This window comes from Blautia sp. DFI.1.216, assembly GCF_020594215.1.
Lineage (GTDB): Bacteria > Bacillota > Clostridia > Lachnospirales > Lachnospiraceae > Blautia_A > Blautia_A wexlerae.
On sequence record NZ_JAJDML010000002.1, the window covers coordinates 56,823 to 72,653 of the forward strand.

A 15,831-nucleotide genomic window follows, 5' to 3' on the forward strand; every position below is an offset into this window, starting at 1 on the left:
GCTTATGATTACATTAAATGATTACCTGTATTCAGGAGATACAGTCTTAAAAATTTTACAGAAATATACCCGGGATCTGAGAAAAGAAGCGAAACTTACTCATAATGAGATTGATCTGATGCATGTGAATTTCCTGATTCAGATCACAGAGCTTTTAGAACACAATGATTTCCTTACGGCCCAGTCCCAGAAGATCCGGGAATTTTATAAATATATGGCTCATGAATATCCGTTTCTTGCGTTTACATTTAAAGGAAGGATCAAATCGCTGATCCGGGCAGAAGAGAAATTTAACGGCTATATTGTGGAATATATTTACGATTATTATACAAAACATGGAACCTATCCTCCTGTGTCGGAACTGAAAAATAAACTCAGTTGTTTTCGGGATTTTATTGCATACAGAATTGTGTTGTGTATGCCCAAGTGTCATCTGAAACCAGGAGAAGATCAGGAAACGGCGTCGATCCGCTATCTTTATGAGATTGCCAATGTTCTTCCCGGGTTCCTGGAAGAACGAGGGTTTACGGTGGAGTCTGCCTATGGAGTAAAGAAAAGTACGTCGCCGCTTCTTAATGAAGATGTGAAGACGTATTACCGGGATTATATCTGTGGAACCAGTGGGGAAGGATATCAGTCATTACATATCACAGTTTATGATAACAGTTCCCGTTCTTTCATGGAAGTGCAGCTGCGTACCCAGAAAATGGATGACACTGCGGAAATTGGTCCGGCGAATCATCTGGGATATGAGAAGAAACAGCAGGATGAGCGTGCAAGACGTGATGCTATTCCAGAAGGCGAGTGCGTTTATTTCGATGAAGCCTATGAACGGGGCATGCGTCTTTTGCAGCTGGAACTGGCAGATCTGGATGTAAATATGTTTTCCGCAGTAGATAACAGCCTGATCAATGATGGGTGCGGACTGTTCAGGGGAAGACTGATCTTACCTTATGAACATTTGTCAAGATTTCAGAATGATGTGATTGATTGAATAAAACACCTATCTTTTGATGTATAAAAATACAGGGAAATGACAAAAATTGATAAAATATGTAAATTTTTAGTTATATTTTAGGCATTTTATGGTACACTGATATAGTATATCAAAAATGGGAGGGAAACTCGAAAATGAGCAAAAAAGAAGGAAAAGGGTTAAAGTCTTTTAACAAGGGATTTCAAGTGCCTGATACCTACATTATTATCTTTTTAGTAGTTGTTGTCGCTGCACTTCTGACTTTCCTTGTACCAAAGGGATTTTACGAAACACAGGATATTTCGTATATGATCAATGGTGTTGAGAAAACCCGTACAGTAATCAAAGACGGAAGTTTTCAGTATCTGACAGATGATGCAGGAAATGTAGTAACAGAAGGAGTAGCACTCTTTAGTGGAGATGGTGGAACAGGATTCTTCAACTATATGTATAACGGAATCGTAAGCAGTTCTGCAATCGAGATTATCGCATTTCTTATGGTAGTAGGCGGTGCATTCGGTATCATGATCCGTACAGGAGCGATTGAATCCGGATTGATTGGATTGATCCGTAAGGCAAAGGGAGCAGAAAAACTGCTGATTCCGATACTTTTCGTATTGTTTTCTCTTGGTGGAGCAGTTTTTGGAATGGGAGAAGAAGCACTTCCGTTTACTATGATTCTTTGTCCGTTGTTTGTAGCAGTTGGATACGATTCAGTTATTGCAGTTCTTGTTACTTATGTTGCAACACAGATTGGTTTCGGTTCATCATGGATGAATCCATTCTCTGTAGGTATTGCACAGGGAATTGCAGGTATTGACGTATTCTCCGGAGCAGGATTCCGTATGGTAATGTGGGTAGTATTTACAGCACTCGGCTGTGGAATGACTATGTTCTATGCATCAAAGATCAAAAAGACTCCGACAATCTCAATCGCATATAAGACCGATGCATATTTCCGTGAGCAGAATGAAAAAACAGGAATTGACGAAGGACATTCATTTGGTCTTGGACACATTTTAGTTCTTCTGACACTGGCTGCTACAGTAGTATGGGTAGTTTGGGGAGTTATGACTCAAGGATACTACATGCCAGAGATTGCTACTCAGTTCTTCATTATGGGAATTGTTTCCGGTGTGATTGGAGTTATCTTTAAACTGAACGATATGAAACTGAATGATATCGCAACATCATTCAAAGATGGAGCAAAAGACCTGATCGGTGCTGCACTTGTTGTTGCTATGGCACAGGGCATCATGCAGGTTCTTGGTGGATCTGATCCGACAACACCTACGGTTATTAATACAATTATGTATAATATTTCAAATGCACTGTCTGGAGTTTCCGGAGCAGTTGCAGCAGTACTTATGTATCTGTTCCAGTCCGTATTCAACTTCTTCGTTGTATCCGGAACCGGACAGGCTGCGATTACAATGCCAATCATGGCTCCACTGTCAGACCTGTTAGGTGTTTCACGTCAGACAGCTGTAGTTGCATTCCAGCTTGGTGATGCATTTACAAACCTGATTGTTCCTACATCAGGATGCCTGATCGGATCTCTTGCAATTGCAAAGATTGAGTGGTCTAACTGGATTAAATTCATGTGGAAATTCCTTGGTGTATTAATGATTGGTGCAATTATTACAATTCTTATTGCAGTTGGAACTGGATTCTAAAACATACATTTGATAATTGAGAGTGATTTATGATGAAATTAATTCAGAATATTGATGTCTATGCCCCACAGCATCTGGGGAAAAAAGATGTACTTATAATCAATGATAAGATTGTCAAGATTAAAGATGCAGGCTCTATATGCGCAGACGGATTTCTTTCTGAGGCAGAAATGATCAATGGAGAGGGGTTACTTTTAACTCCGGGATTCATTGACTGTCATGTTCATGTACTTGGAGGCGGTGGCGAAGGTGGATTCGCCAATCGTACTCCGGAAGCAACTATGGAAGGACTTACGAAGTTTGGAGTAACAACAGTTGTTGGCTGCCTTGGAACGGATGGAATCGGTCGTGATATGTGTGCACTGGTTGCAAAGACAAAAGGATTGAATGAGCAGGGAATGTCTGCATACTGTTATACAGGCAGTTATCAGATTCCGGTTCACACATTGACTGACAGTATTGTCAAAGATATTATGATGATTCAGGAAATCATTGGAACCGGAGAAATCGCGATCTCTGATCATCGTTCTTCACAGCCGACTTTTGAGGAATTTGCGCGTGTCGTTGCGGATACAAGACTTGGCGGTGTTCTTTCTGGGAAAGCAGGTATTGTAAATGTTCATCTTGGCGACAGTCCGAGATGCTTAGATCTTATTGAACGAGTGGTAGATGAGACAGAGATACCGGCTTCTCAAATACTGCCAACACATATCAATCGAAATGAGATGCTTTTTGGCAAGTCGATTGAGTATGCGCTGAAAGGCGGAGCAGTAGACTTTACCGGAAATGAAGATATTGACTATTGGGAAACTATCTGTGATGAGGTACGTGTATGTAATGGTATCAAACGGATGCTGGATGCAGGAGTAAATCCTGACCGCATGACAATTTCTTCTGATGGACAGGGAAGCCTTCCGATGTACAGTAGTGATGGCGAATTCCTTGGAATGGGCGTTGGACAGTCCAGCTGCCTTCTGAAGGAAGTAAAGGAATGTGTATTTAAAACAGAAATTCCTTTAGAAATAGCTATTTCTACAATTACATCTAATCCGGCAGATATTCTTCGCCTCAAAGGAAAAGGTAAGGTTGAAGAAGGCTATGATGCGGATCTTTGTATTCTTGACCAGGAACTTCAGCTTGTTGAAGTAATTGCAAAAGGGAATACAGTTTATACAAAATAAAGTATATTGATGTTAAAAGCACCAGTCATTCAGTTGGCTGGTGCTTTTTGCAATATTAAATTCACTTTAATAAGCACTTTATGATATAATGGGCTCGTAGTCTTTTACAGATATAAGAACGGGTATAAGGAGAATATAGTATTGATTAATCAGACAGCGAAGAAGATTTTGAAAGCTCTGTCTTTTGATGGTGTGGAAGTAGAAGCATTTCGTCATATGGCGGATTTAAAACGATTGGATCCTATGAAGATTTTTTATAAAAAAATAGATGAGAAAATATATAACGGGAGTCATGCAGTCCCGATTCGTATTTTCTTTCCAACTGAAAAAAGTTTTCGTGAGAGTGAAGAAAAGAAACATAATATTCAAGATAAAAAGATGCTTTTGTTTATACATGGCGGCGGCTGGGTTACAGAGAGTATCGATAATTATGAAAGAATTTGTGCCCGGCTTGCTAATGCAACCGGACAATATGTAGTTGCAGTTGAATACCGACTGGCACCGGAAGATAAATTCCCGGCAGGTCTGGAAGATTGTTATGCCGTTGCGAAAACATTATATTCCGGAGATTTTATGCTCAACATAAAACCCGAAAATATTACATTGATCGGAGATAGTGCCGGAGGGAATCTTTGTGCAGCATTATCTTTGATGGCTAGAGATTGTGGAGAATTTATGCCAAAAAGACAGATACTGATCTATCCGGCTACATATAATGATTATACAGAAAATTCACCATTTCCATCTGTTAAGGAAAATGGAACAGATTATCTTTTGACAGCTGGGAAGATGCAGGATTATATTGATCTTTATGCGAGAAATAAAGAGGATAAGAAGAATCCTTATTTTGCACCATACATAGCAGAAGATTTAGCGAATCAACCTGATACATTGATTCTTACATGTGAATTTGATCCACTTCGAGATGAAGGGGAAGCATATGGGAAGCGCTTAAAAGAGGCTGGAAATTATGTGGAGATACATCGGATCAAAGATGCATTACATGGATATTTTGCGTTGGGGATCAAGCAGCTTCATGTACAGGAAAGTTTCACCTATATCAATGAATTTCTGAAAGAGGAAACACTGTGAGTAAGAAAAAAGCACGTTGGAGAAAACTAGATAATGCAGCAAAATTATATTCTGCTGCCAGTAATAAAAAAGATACGAGAGTGTTTCGTTTTTACTGCGAATTGAAAGAAGAAGTAAATCCTGACGTTTTGCAGGAAGCATTGAATCAGACAATAGAAACATTTCCTACGTTTTTAATGGTGCTTCGCAAAGGATTATTCTGGCATTATCTTGAGCCATGTAATTTACGACCGATTGTAAAGGAAGAGTACAAAGAGCCTTGTAGTAGACTCTATATAAAGGATAAGAAGACACTGCTTTTTGAAGTAACCTATTATAAAAAACGAATCAACTTCGAAGTATTCCATGTATTGACAGATGGCACAGGAGCGACAGAATTTTTAAAAGAACTGGTAAAAAATTATCTCTATCTTATTCACAAAGTAAATGGATTAGAACCAGTTTCATTGTTACCAGAAGATATGACGGTACAAGATCAAGAAGTTGATAGTTTTTTGAAATATTATTCAAAAGATCAGAAACGACCGGAAAAAAGAAAACTACATGCTTTCCAGATACGGAGAAAAAAGAAAGATGGAAATCATCTGCACGTCCATGAATCTGTTGTTTCAGTTCAGGCAGTATTGAAGCGGAGCAGGGAACTCGGAGTATCTATGACAGTCTTTTTGACAGCATTATTTATGATGGCAATAAATGAAGAAATGTCTAAAATGCAAAAGAAAAAGCCGGTCGTGTTAATGGTTCCGGTTAACTTAAGAAAGTTTTTCCCGTCTTTATCGATGCTGAATTTTTTTAATTGGATTGAGCCGGGATATAATTTTACTACACAAGATCAAAGTTTTGAGGCAATACTGAAATATACGAAAGAATTTTTTGAGACAGAACTGACAAAAGAAAAGATGTCAGCGCATATCAGCGAGTTGCTTGCTTTGGAACTGCATCCGATTCTGAGGCTTGCACCTTTGGAATTGAAAAATCTATGTATTCAGGCCGGGGCAAAATATTCAGAGAAGAACACGACAGCAATCTTCTCTAATATGAGTGCGGTTAAAATGCATGCGAGTTATGTGCCTTATATTGAACGATTTGGTGTGTACACAAACACTCCTAAGTTTGAATTGTGTTTGTGTTCTTTTCAGGATAAATTATCATTTGCATTTACATCCAGATACGACACAGTGAACGTTGAACGTAATTTTTATCGCTTGTTAAAAGAACAGGGAATTGCATCTGAAAAAGTAAAACCTGAATTTCCAAAGACAAATGAGCCAAGCGAACAGGAAATGAAAGTCTATAAAATTTATAGCTTTCTGTGTATTGCAATTGTTGCAGCAATGCTTGTTACGGAGTATAATTTCCATCCTAGAATTCGCTGGACCTTATTCACAGCCGGAGGCGTTGTGACAATGTGGATTGCCTCATCGATTGGATTTTTTAAACGCTATAATCTGCTGAAAAATGCGATGTGGCAGCTTTTTATCGGTACTATTATCTGCTTTATATGGGATGCACTGACCGGTTGGCACAGTTGGTCTGTAGATCTTGTGCTGCCGATCATGAGTGTATCTACACTTACAGCGATGTTTGTAATCGCTAAGGTGCGGAAATGCCCTGTGCGAGAGTATCTTATTTACGAAATTATGGCTGCCGGATACGGATTGATTCTTCCGGGAATCTTACTCTTATGCAAAGTGGTGAAAAATCCAACAGTAAGTATGTTTGGAGCGTTAATATGTTTCCTGTTTCTTGTAGCAGTGATATTGTTTAAAGGAAGAGAATTTAAAGAAGAGATGCAGAAAAATCTGCATGTATAAAATAGTGTTGATGAAACATTAGAGCGTGTCTGAAAAATTTCACTTTGTCAGAAAGCATTGTTAGAAGTAGCAAAATAAAGGAGTATTTAATTATGAAGTATGAAACAATAGACAGAATTAGAAAATTTACAGAAGATCGAAACTGGGATCAGTTTCATTCGCCGGCAAATCTTGCAAAATCAATCGTAATTGAGGCAGCAGAGTTATTAGAGTGTTTTCAGTGGTCTGATGAAGAATATGATCTGCAACATGTCAAGGAGGAATTGGCGGATGTTTTGGTTTATAGTCAGAATCTGTTAGACAAACTGGAACTGGATGCAGATGAAATCATAAATATGAAGATGTCGCAGAATGAAGCAAAGTATCCGGTAGATAAGGCAAAAGGGAGTGCGGCCAAGTACGATCAGCTATAATAGTGGAAAAGGAAGAGGCGTTATAAGAACAATGATAAAAATACTATTTATATGCCACGGCACTCTTTGAAAGCTTCGCCCAAAAGCCAGTAAAATCACAGTCTGAAGGGCATAGGCGGTTAGAAAATAACCCAAAAATAACCCACGGTATTTTGTGCAGATATGTCTGGGATGCAATATGATAGAATGGTTACAAGAAAAATTTGTAGGAATATAAAGATATGGAATTAAGATTATTACGCTATTTTTTAACAGTAGCAAAAGAACAGAGCTTTACAAAAGCAGCAGAACAATTGCATATTACCCAGCCAACGCTATCCAGACAAATGGCGGCATTTGAAGAGGACCTGGGAATAACATTATTTATTCGAAACGGGAAGAAAATATCGCTCACTGATGAAGGAATTTTATTAAAAAGGCGTGCCTTGGAGATTCTTAATCTTGAGGAAAGGACGCTTGAGGAACTGAAAGGAAAAGAAGAGGTTGTAGAGAGCACGATAACCATTGGATGCGGTGAATTTGCAGCAGTGGAGACATTGGCGAAGATATGTAAAACATATAAAGAAAAATATCCGCTGGTTCAGATTGTATTGCATACTGCAACAGCAGATGCAGTGTATGAGATGATGAACAAAGGACTTGTAGATATTGCATTATTCATGGAGCCGGTGGACACCGAAGGGCTGGATTATATCCGGATCACAGATTGCGATCACTGGTGTGTTGGAATGCGGCCGGATGATCCGCTGGCAGAAAAAGAGTTTATAAAAAAAGAAGATCTTATTGGAAAGCCCTTGATCCTGCCGGAAAGAATGAACGTTCAAAGTGAACTTGCCAACTGGTTTGGGAAAGACTTTTCAAAATTACAGATTGCTTTTACGAGTAATCTTGGAACGAATGCCGGAGTTATGGCGGCAAATGGACTGGGGTATCCAATTTCAATTGAGGGTGCTGCAAAGTATTGGCGAGAGGATATTCTTGTACAGCGAAGAATTTCTCCTGAAATAAAGACTAGTACGGTGATTGCCTGGCGACGGAATATCCCATATTCTTTGGCAGTCCGTAAAATGATCGAGGAGATTAATGCTTTTCAGGCATAAAACAAAATTCAATATAAGCATTAGACATAATGAAGCGATAGAGCTTAAAATAGATGTGTAAGATGAATGTAAATCTTATACATCTATTTTTTTGTGAAAAATACGTATAGAAAGGGGCTTTTTATTATGAGTAAAAAATTAGTGGCATTTTTCAGTGCAAGCGGAACAACAAAAAAAGTAGCACAGATGATCGCAGAGGAAGCAAAAGCGGATTTGTTTGAGATTGAGCCGAAAGTTCCATATACAAAGCTTGATCTTGACTGGATGAATAAAAAATCCAGAAGCAGTGTGGAAATGAGTGATAAAAAATATAGACCGGCGATTATGAAAAAAGAGATGGATATGAGTTCTTATGACGAGATCCTTCTGGGATTCCCAATCTGGTGGTATGTGGCTCCGACAATCATCAATACATTTTTAGAAGCTTACGATTTCAGTGGTAAAAAGATTGTGCTTTTTGCAACATCCGGAGGAAGTGGATTTGGGAACACTGTGAAAGAATTGCAGTCATCTGCATCAGACGCAGTTATTACAGAAGGCAGACTGTTAAAATGTGGAACGAAACAGGAAATCACTGAATGGGTAAACTCTTTATAAATAACAGCGTTATGGAGGTATACAGAATATGGGAAAAATAGTACAGACAGCAGGGAGAAATACACTTGGTGAATTCGCACCGGAATTTGCACATTTTAACGATGATGTACTTTTCGGCGAAAACTGGAATAATCAGGACATCGACGTAAAAACAAGAAGCATTATTACAGTGGTTGCTCTGATGGCTTCCGGAATTACGGATTCTTCTTTAAGATATCATCTTCAAAATGCAAAAAATCATGGTGTGACACAAAAAGAGATTGCTGCAGTGATCACACATGCCGCATTCTATGCAGGTTGGCCAAAAGCATGGGCTGTCTTCAATCTTGCAAAGGAAGTGTGGGAAACAGGCGAAGGAGATTTGCCATACGAAGAGGAAGCGATGCGGGCGCATGCAAAAGAGATGGTATTTCCAATTGGTGCACCAAACGATGGCTTTGCACAGTATTTTTCGGGCAGGAGTTTTCTTGCACCGATTTCTACTTCTCAGGTTGGAATTTTCAATGTGACATTCGAACCAGGATGCAGTAAACTGGATTATGTAGCATAAGAGTGTATAGCGTGTCTGTAGTCTGATTTTTGCCATAAATAAGTACAGGATACACAGAGAATAGAAAAGAATGTGTATTCAGTTAAATAAGAAATAGATAGCTGGTATGAGAGAACAAGGAGTCTTTCATACCAGTTTTTTTGTGGAAAAAGGGATAGGTTGCACAGGATCTGCCAGGAGATTTCAGTAGGTTTGGTGAATAGCTTTCTCCCAGAAGTGTGGTATAGTCTTGTGCTTGGAACAGGAAAACTACACAGAAGGGAGACACCGATATGACAGCACAGCCAGATATCATCTGGAATGAGCAATGCTTGGGGATACGGATAGGAGAACAGGTTTGCACCTATCTGAAAAAGCATGATGCGGAATACCAGAGACTGCAAAATAAAATACTGGAACTTACAGAGAGGTATCCAGTAATAGAAACATTTATGGAGTCGAATCAGGCAATCAGTCTAACGACAGAAGAGCATAAGGCAGTGCATCAATATTTCCGACTGGAAAGCGAAAAGGAAATGATAGAAGAACAGTACCATTTTTATATGGGACAGGCTCAAATGATCTCCTATGGAGCAATGCTTGGAAAAATTAAAAAAGCAATATTGGGAAATGATGACGGTGACACAAAGAAACTGCTGGAGTTGCTGCTGGATACCTGGATTGATGAGGTTGAAGATCAGCTGAAAGAAAATACAGTGTACCAGGGAATGCTTGAAAAAATATCGAAATATGAAGAACAGGTTCAGACAATGGGATTATCAAAAGAAAAGCGAAAAACAATAGACAAATACGTTACTGAAGTTAGTGAGAGATGGATATTATATGCGGAATCTTTATATCAGGCTGGCATGCAGAAAATTCTGGAACTATTAAATTTGTAAAAAAGGGACGGATAAAATGGGGAAGCACGAAAGGAACTTCCCCATTTGTCACTTCTATTCATCTTTGCCATCAATGAGAAATATGTATGAAACCTGAAAGATTTCAGCAATGGCTTTTAATTCAAGATCAGTGACATAACGCTTGTTTGTTTCGATTCTGGTGATTACATTTTTATCCATATCGTAACCAGCTAACTGGAGTTTATAGGCAAGATCACGCTGAGACATATTGTGGGTCTTGCGAAGTTCAATCAATCGCTGGCTAATCAGATTCTTCTCACCAGACTGTGTCCTTGGCTTTGGCATCTTAAATCTCTTCCTCTCTGGTAAAAGGATGGCTTGTCTCACTTTTTGCACCATCTGTATTGATTTTAACGATTGGACAAGGTAGAATCGGTTGTAAAAGTGAGACAAGAACAGAAGAGGGAGAAATATATGGAGCAGGTAAAAATAGAACAGTTTGCATTTTTATATTTATGCAGCGAGCATGATAAAAGGCTATTATTTAAGAAAGAAAAAATGCAGTTAGCTGATTTCGACAGGTTGACTTATCTGATTTATCATCTTGGTTTTAAGGAATATCACATAAAAGTTTGGATGGAATTTGCAGGAGACTTTAAAAAAGAATGGGATTGCTTGGAAGCACTTCAGGAAACAGGTGGATGTGCTGTGAGCATAGAAAATACAGAATCAGAGTCCAGATTGCATGAAATGTGGATTAGGGATTTTTGCAAAAATACACCAATGGAAATCAGAGAATGGCTTCGAGAATTAGCTTAAGAAATGTAAATAAAAATATACCCTAACTCATTTTTGTGGTATCATTATTAGTAGAGTTTGTGAAATTTGATTTTGCGGAAACCTGGAGTGATAAGAGATAAGTATAAAAGGAGCATATTGATATGAAGAATAGACGAAAGTTTTCTATTTTTATAAGTTCTACCTATGAAGATCTTAAAAAGGAAAGACAGGCATTGGTAGGTGTGGCACTAGAGAATAATTTTATTCCGGTAGGAATGGAGCAATTTCATGCTGCACCTACAAGTCAATGGAATGTTATAACAAAAATGATTGATGAGTGTGATTTTTATCTTCTTGTTATTGGTGCTAGGTATGGGTCAATTGATGAAGAAACTGGTATAAGTTACACAGAGAAAGAATACAATTATGCAAAAACTAAAGGATTACCAGTACTTGTATTGATTAAACAACCTTCGGCTATTTCTGAAAGTGAAAAGGATACCGGAAATGATAAGTATGATAAAATGAAGAAACTGGATGAGTTTAGAGAAAAAGTCAAAAATGATAAAAATACAGTTGATTTTTTCACAGATTTAAACAGTTTAAAGTATGTGGCATCACCGACATTTAGGAACGCCGTTAACTATGTTGATGATAACGCTGGATGGGTTCGATATCGAGATATAGTGGATATAATTAATGAAGAGGCAGAAGGACGAAATAAAGCAAATACTGAACTTGGAGAACATCAGCAGAAGATGCTAGATGACATGAAAGAGATGTTTTCTCAATTCTATAGTAGACTCACTGACCTAGAAAATAACCAGTTAACCTTGAAAGAAATTCCTACAGCAACAAGTGAAGATATCAAAAAATTGTTCCAGGTTGAAGATAATACGTTAATTATTGGAAATCCAGAAGAAAATAAATCAGTTGTAGGGCTAGATGATGTTGGGAACATTCCAGTGGACTCTGCCTTTTTATTAGTATATGCGGCTGATGGTGATGGGCAAATACTAAAGATACGGACACTTGGTTCACCTACTCAGATTTTTACATCAGGTAAGCAGTTTATGGCTGATAATTCAAAAAGAGAATCTGCGAGATGGGAAGAGGCTTTAGACAGACTTATAGAATGGGGCTGGGTTAAAGCTGTAGGGTATAAAGGTGAAATATTTGAATTGACCGGAACAGGTTATAGCAAAGCTGATTGGTTAAAGAACAATATGGCAATAGATACTTCAAAAGAACCGCTTGACGAGTTAAAAGAGTTTGAAGATTAATAAGAATTAAACTAATACAGTTATGCGTATTTATTTGCAAATATACATGGCTGTATTTTTTATTACGGGCAGGGCTCTTCGGGGTTCTGCCCTTTTTCTTTTTCCAGACCAAAAGACCACCTGCTGGAAAAGAACAAGAAAAACCTGAAAGGATGTGGTGACTTATTATTATAGGAATCGATCATGGATATTATGCCATCAAAACTCCCCATGTGTGTTTCCCGACTGGACTGACCGGGTACGATTATGAGCCGTATACCATGCAAAATGTCCTGCAGTACAATGGGAAATTTTATGTGTGTGGAACTGGGCGGCAGACGCTGGTGAGAAGCAAGACTTCCAATGACAATTATTATCTTTTGACAATGGCAGCCATTGCACAGGAGATCCGCTACCGCCGGGGAGAGAGGAAAACAGATGTGGTTCTGACAGCCGGCCTCCCACTGGCAAGTTTTGGCAGGGAGAAAAAAGGTTTCCGGGAATATCTGTTTCGGAAAGAGCAGCCTCTGCGTTTCCGGTACGAGGATGAGAGCTATGAGATCCGGATTCAGGATGTAAAACTGTTCCCACAGGGATACTCAGCCCTGGCTCTCCACCCGGAATGTGTTCGGGACGAGCCTTCTGTTCTTCTCGCAGATATCGGTGGCTGGACCGTAGACCTGATGCGGCTGGACAACAGTGTTCCAAATGCCGCTACCTGCCGCAGCCTGGAACTTGGTGTGATCCGGTGTGTGGATGAGATCACCGAGCAGGTACGCAGAAATACCGGACTGTCTGTAACGGATATTCAGATCGAACGTGTTCTGAACGGCCAGAGCTGCAGCATGGACCCGGCCGCAAAAGAAATCATTGTCCGGCAGGGAAGGCTCTACACGGAGAAAATACTGTCTGCAATTATGGAAGCCGGGTTCGATCTGAAGGCAATTCCGTCCGTGATCATGGGCGGCGGAGCCAGCATTCTGAAACGGCACGTGACACCGCAGGACGGGCTGTGTCGGCAGATTTACCTGACAGACGTACACGCCAATGCTTCCGGCTATGAGCGGATTGTGGGGCAGATGTGCGCGAAGTAAAGAGACCCGTTTTCTCGTTCCGCCTGAACCTTGATAACCCAGATCACAAAAAGGCATGGGAGATCCTGCAAAGTGTTCCAGATGGACAGAAGAGCAGCTATCTGGTTCAGGTGATCTTAAAAGATCAGGAAAACAACCAGCTGGAGAAAAGCATCCGGCAGGCAATCCGGGAAGAACTGGCAGGTGTTTCCATTTCTGGCTCCGGGGAGAGTGTTTCAAAAAAGGAAGAAATCCCGTCCCAGATGCTGGATTTTCTCTCCGGGCTTGAGGATGCATTCTGAAAAAGTCAAGTCTTTCCTGGTGATAAAATAGCCAAATTTCAAGCAGTCAAATTAGTATAAATCACGGATTTTTGAAAGGGGTGATGCCTATTGAATGTTATTGGATCTGCATCCTTTGGGAGCTTTTGAGAGCCTCATATTCGTTGGGTATTGTGAATAGCTTTCTGTCACGTTTTAGGGTATGTTGTATGTAGAAAAAAGAAAGGAGAACGAACACAATGGAGATGAAAAACATATGCGGAAAAATCCCGGTAGAGCTGCATGAAAAGCTAAAACTGGAAGTCGAAGAGTTAGGAATCAGCATACCAAAATACCTTGAAATGGTAATCGAAGAACACATGACAAGAAAAGGAGAAAAGGCGAACATGGCAGATTTAAGAACAGTAGCAGTACAGGTAACCGAGGATTTATTTTCCAGACTGAAAGCAGTCCTCGCCAGGAATGGCATGAAACAGAAAGACTTCTTAATCGGGCTTATCGAAGATGCAATCGAAAAAGAAGAAGCCAAATGGAAAGCAGAGTCAGAGGAAGCCGAAGAAACAGAAATGGAAGATCCTGAGACTGCAAAATCAGAACCGGATGAAGAGTCAGTAGAACCTGAAGCAGAAGAGCCTGAGACAGAAGCACTGGAAGCTGAAACAGACGGAGAAATGACAGAACCGGACGAAGCTGAAGCAGATGAAGAGCCGACAGAGCCAGAAAACGAAGAGCCAGCGGAAGCAGAGCCAACAGAACTGGAAACCGAAGAAGCAGAAGAATCTGAGCCAGAGGAAGCGGAATCAGAAGAATAGACATCACAAAACAGAAACCAAGAGACGGAAACGGTGCAGAGAAATCTGCACTGTTTTTTTCGCAGCGAAGGGAGGCTGATAGCCGGAACAATTCGATTTTTTGACCTGTTCAGTGGAATCGGAGGATTCCGAGAAGGGCTGCACAGGGCAGGGGGCTTCACCTGTGTCGGACACTGTGAAGCAGATGCATATGCAGACCACAACTACCGGGTGCTGTTTGATACGGAAGGAGAGTGGTTCTGCAATGACGCAAGAAATATTGAAACAGAACGAATGCCGGACTTTGATCTTTTATGTGCGGGATTTCCTTGCCAGGCATTCTCAATCGCTGGACGAAGGGAAGGATTTGCCGATGCAAGAGGAACCCTTTTCTTTGAAGTTGCCAGACTGGTTGCAGACAAACGACCTGCGTATTTTCTCCTTGAAAACGTACCCGGTCTGCTTTCGCATGACAAAGGGCGGACGTTTCACACCATCCTCAGTACGCTATCTGAACTGGGGTATCATGTCGAATGGAAAGTGCTTAACAGCAAGGATTTCGGAGTCCCCCAGTCAAGGAAGCGGGTGTATATTGTCGGATATCTTGATGGAAGATGTGCCGGAAAAATATTACCTTTCCCAAAAGCAAATGGAACAGCTCTTATACAAGTCCATGCTGGCAAACAGGGAGAAAGAGTCTACGCAGAAGAAGGACTGAGCTGCACGCTGACCAGCGGGTCTGGTGGTATGGGCGGCAAGACCGGATTATACGAAGTCGGTATCCCAATCAAGGAAAACACCCGAAAAGGATACAAGATGGCCTACGAGGGGGACAGCATCGATCTCGGATATCCGGGAATCAACAGTCGCAGGGGGAGAGTCGGGCATGAGATCGCCCATACCCTGACGACCGGAAACCAGCAGGGAACACTGCATTTTGTAGATATCTCCCTTCCGCCGCTGGTGACAGACGTTGCAAGATGTCTGAATACCAGACAGGATTCCAGCATCCATAACCACAGAGGCGAAAGTTCCGGGGTGCTGGTGGAAGAACCGCCAAGGGCAGTGCTGACACCGGCCAAGGAAAAAGTCCGCCAGAATGGAAGAAGGATGAAAGAACCGGAAGAGCCAATGTTCACCATTACGGCAACTGACCGTCATGGAGTGATTTACCACGGCAGAATCCGCAGGCTGACGCCAAGGGAGTGTCTGCGGCTGCAGGGATATCGGGATGGTCAGATTTCCAAGATGGAAAAAGAAACATCGGATAATCAGCTTTACAAGCAGGCCGGTAATGGTGTCACTGTCAATGTCATTGAAGCAATAGGCAGAAATTTGAAAGCAGTAGATGAAGAGATCCAAAGCGGCTCACCTGTTCCAGAAGCGAAGGGTGGGTGAAGCAG

General features: G+C 40.6%; 16 protein-coding genes and 1 pseudogene. 16 read left to right on the forward strand and 1 reads right to left on the reverse strand.

Translation table 11 applies throughout. The features are described 5' to 3' along the window. Nucleotides 1-4: 4 nt before the first annotated feature. From LJE11_RS01170 to LJE11_RS01215, 10 genes and pseudogenes are all read left to right on the forward strand, one after another. Nucleotides 5-994 (forward strand): hypothetical protein, encoded by a 990-nt coding sequence (locus tag LJE11_RS01170; protein WP_008703862.1) that lies wholly within the window; start codon nucleotides 5-7, stop codon nucleotides 992-994. Between the two features lie 137 nt (nucleotides 995-1,131). Next, nucleotides 1,132-2,652, forward strand: a complete 1,521-nt coding sequence (gene yfcC / locus LJE11_RS01175) for a putative basic amino acid antiporter YfcC (RefSeq protein ID WP_008703861.1) — start codon at nucleotides 1,132-1,134, stop codon at nucleotides 2,650-2,652. A 32-nt stretch (nucleotides 2,653-2,684) separates the two neighbouring features. Continuing rightward, the gene (iadA, locus tag LJE11_RS01180; RefSeq protein ID WP_044952676.1) at nucleotides 2,685-3,833 is read left to right on the forward strand and encodes a beta-aspartyl-peptidase; all 1,149 of its coding nucleotides are present in this window, start codon (nucleotides 2,685-2,687) and stop codon (nucleotides 3,831-3,833) included. A 141-nt stretch (nucleotides 3,834-3,974) separates the two neighbouring features. Further along, nucleotides 3,975-4,925 carry an alpha/beta hydrolase gene (locus LJE11_RS01185; RefSeq protein WP_020994037.1) on the forward strand — a complete coding sequence of 317 codons (951 nt, stop codon included), beginning with the start codon at nucleotides 3,975-3,977 and terminating at the stop codon, nucleotides 4,923-4,925. Continuing rightward, on the forward strand, nucleotides 4,922-6,739 hold the full coding sequence (locus LJE11_RS01190) for a DUF6320 domain-containing protein (RefSeq protein ID WP_008703858.1): 1,818 nt from the start codon (nucleotides 4,922-4,924) through the stop codon (nucleotides 6,737-6,739). Before LJE11_RS01185 ends, LJE11_RS01190 begins: the two co-directional genes overlap by 4 nt. A 92-nt stretch (nucleotides 6,740-6,831) precedes the next feature. Continuing rightward, a complete protein-coding gene (locus LJE11_RS01195) occupies nucleotides 6,832-7,152 on the forward strand; it encodes a nucleotide pyrophosphohydrolase (protein WP_008703857.1) in 321 nt (106 codons plus the stop codon). A gap of 221 nt (nucleotides 7,153-7,373) precedes the next feature. After that, nucleotides 7,374-8,252, forward strand: coding sequence for a LysR family transcriptional regulator (locus LJE11_RS01200; protein ID WP_008703856.1), 879 nt, complete (start codon nucleotides 7,374-7,376; stop codon nucleotides 8,250-8,252). Nucleotides 8,253-8,378: 126 nt separating this feature from the next. Next, nucleotides 8,379-8,849: a flavodoxin gene (locus tag LJE11_RS01205; protein ID WP_020994036.1), complete on the forward strand. Its 471-nt coding sequence runs from the start codon at nucleotides 8,379-8,381 to the stop codon at nucleotides 8,847-8,849. A 28-nt stretch (nucleotides 8,850-8,877) separates the two neighbouring features. Continuing rightward, a pseudogene (locus LJE11_RS01210) lies at nucleotides 8,878-9,375 on the forward strand (carboxymuconolactone decarboxylase family protein); the annotation flags it as partial. A 296-nt stretch (nucleotides 9,376-9,671) separates the two neighbouring features. Further along, the gene (locus LJE11_RS01215; RefSeq protein WP_055147690.1) at nucleotides 9,672-10,280 is read left to right on the forward strand and encodes a DUF6664 family protein; all 609 of its coding nucleotides are present in this window, start codon (nucleotides 9,672-9,674) and stop codon (nucleotides 10,278-10,280) included. 54 nt (nucleotides 10,281-10,334) lie between these two features. Here the strand turns inward: LJE11_RS01215 and LJE11_RS01220 are convergent, their stop codons facing one another. Then, nucleotides 10,335-10,586, reverse strand: a complete 252-nt coding sequence (locus LJE11_RS01220; protein ID WP_015513363.1) for a helix-turn-helix domain-containing protein — start codon at nucleotides 10,584-10,586, stop codon at nucleotides 10,335-10,337. A gap of 129 nt (nucleotides 10,587-10,715) precedes the next feature. Here LJE11_RS01220 and LJE11_RS01225 point away from each other — a divergent pair, with 129 nt between their 5' ends. The 6 genes from LJE11_RS01225 to dcm all read left to right on the forward strand — a co-directional run bounded on the left by LJE11_RS01225 (nucleotide 10,716) and on the right by dcm (nucleotide 15,826). Beyond that, nucleotides 10,716-11,060: a hypothetical protein gene (locus LJE11_RS01225; protein WP_015533346.1), complete on the forward strand. Its 345-nt coding sequence runs from the start codon at nucleotides 10,716-10,718 to the stop codon at nucleotides 11,058-11,060. A 122-nt stretch (nucleotides 11,061-11,182) separates the two neighbouring features. Next, nucleotides 11,183-12,304, forward strand: coding sequence for a DUF4062 domain-containing protein (locus LJE11_RS01230; protein WP_055149049.1), 1,122 nt, complete (start codon nucleotides 11,183-11,185; stop codon nucleotides 12,302-12,304). Between the two features lie 164 nt (nucleotides 12,305-12,468). Beyond that, nucleotides 12,469-13,377 (forward strand): ParM/StbA family protein, encoded by a 909-nt coding sequence (locus LJE11_RS01235; RefSeq protein ID WP_227295395.1) that lies wholly within the window; start codon nucleotides 12,469-12,471, stop codon nucleotides 13,375-13,377. Then, complete coding sequence (locus tag LJE11_RS01240; protein WP_006428275.1) at nucleotides 13,365-13,658, forward strand: hypothetical protein; 294 nt, start codon at nucleotides 13,365-13,367, stop codon at nucleotides 13,656-13,658. The genes LJE11_RS01235 and LJE11_RS01240 overlap by 13 nt, the downstream gene beginning before the upstream one ends. 218 nt (nucleotides 13,659-13,876) lie before the next feature. Next, on the forward strand, nucleotides 13,877-14,449 hold the full coding sequence (locus LJE11_RS01245) for a hypothetical protein (RefSeq protein ID WP_015533347.1): 573 nt from the start codon (nucleotides 13,877-13,879) through the stop codon (nucleotides 14,447-14,449). Nucleotides 14,450-14,524: 75 nt separating this feature from the next. Continuing rightward, complete coding sequence (gene dcm, locus LJE11_RS01250; protein WP_255655308.1) at nucleotides 14,525-15,826, forward strand: DNA (cytosine-5-)-methyltransferase; 1,302 nt, start codon at nucleotides 14,525-14,527, stop codon at nucleotides 15,824-15,826. Nucleotides 15,827-15,831 lie beyond the last annotated feature (5 nt).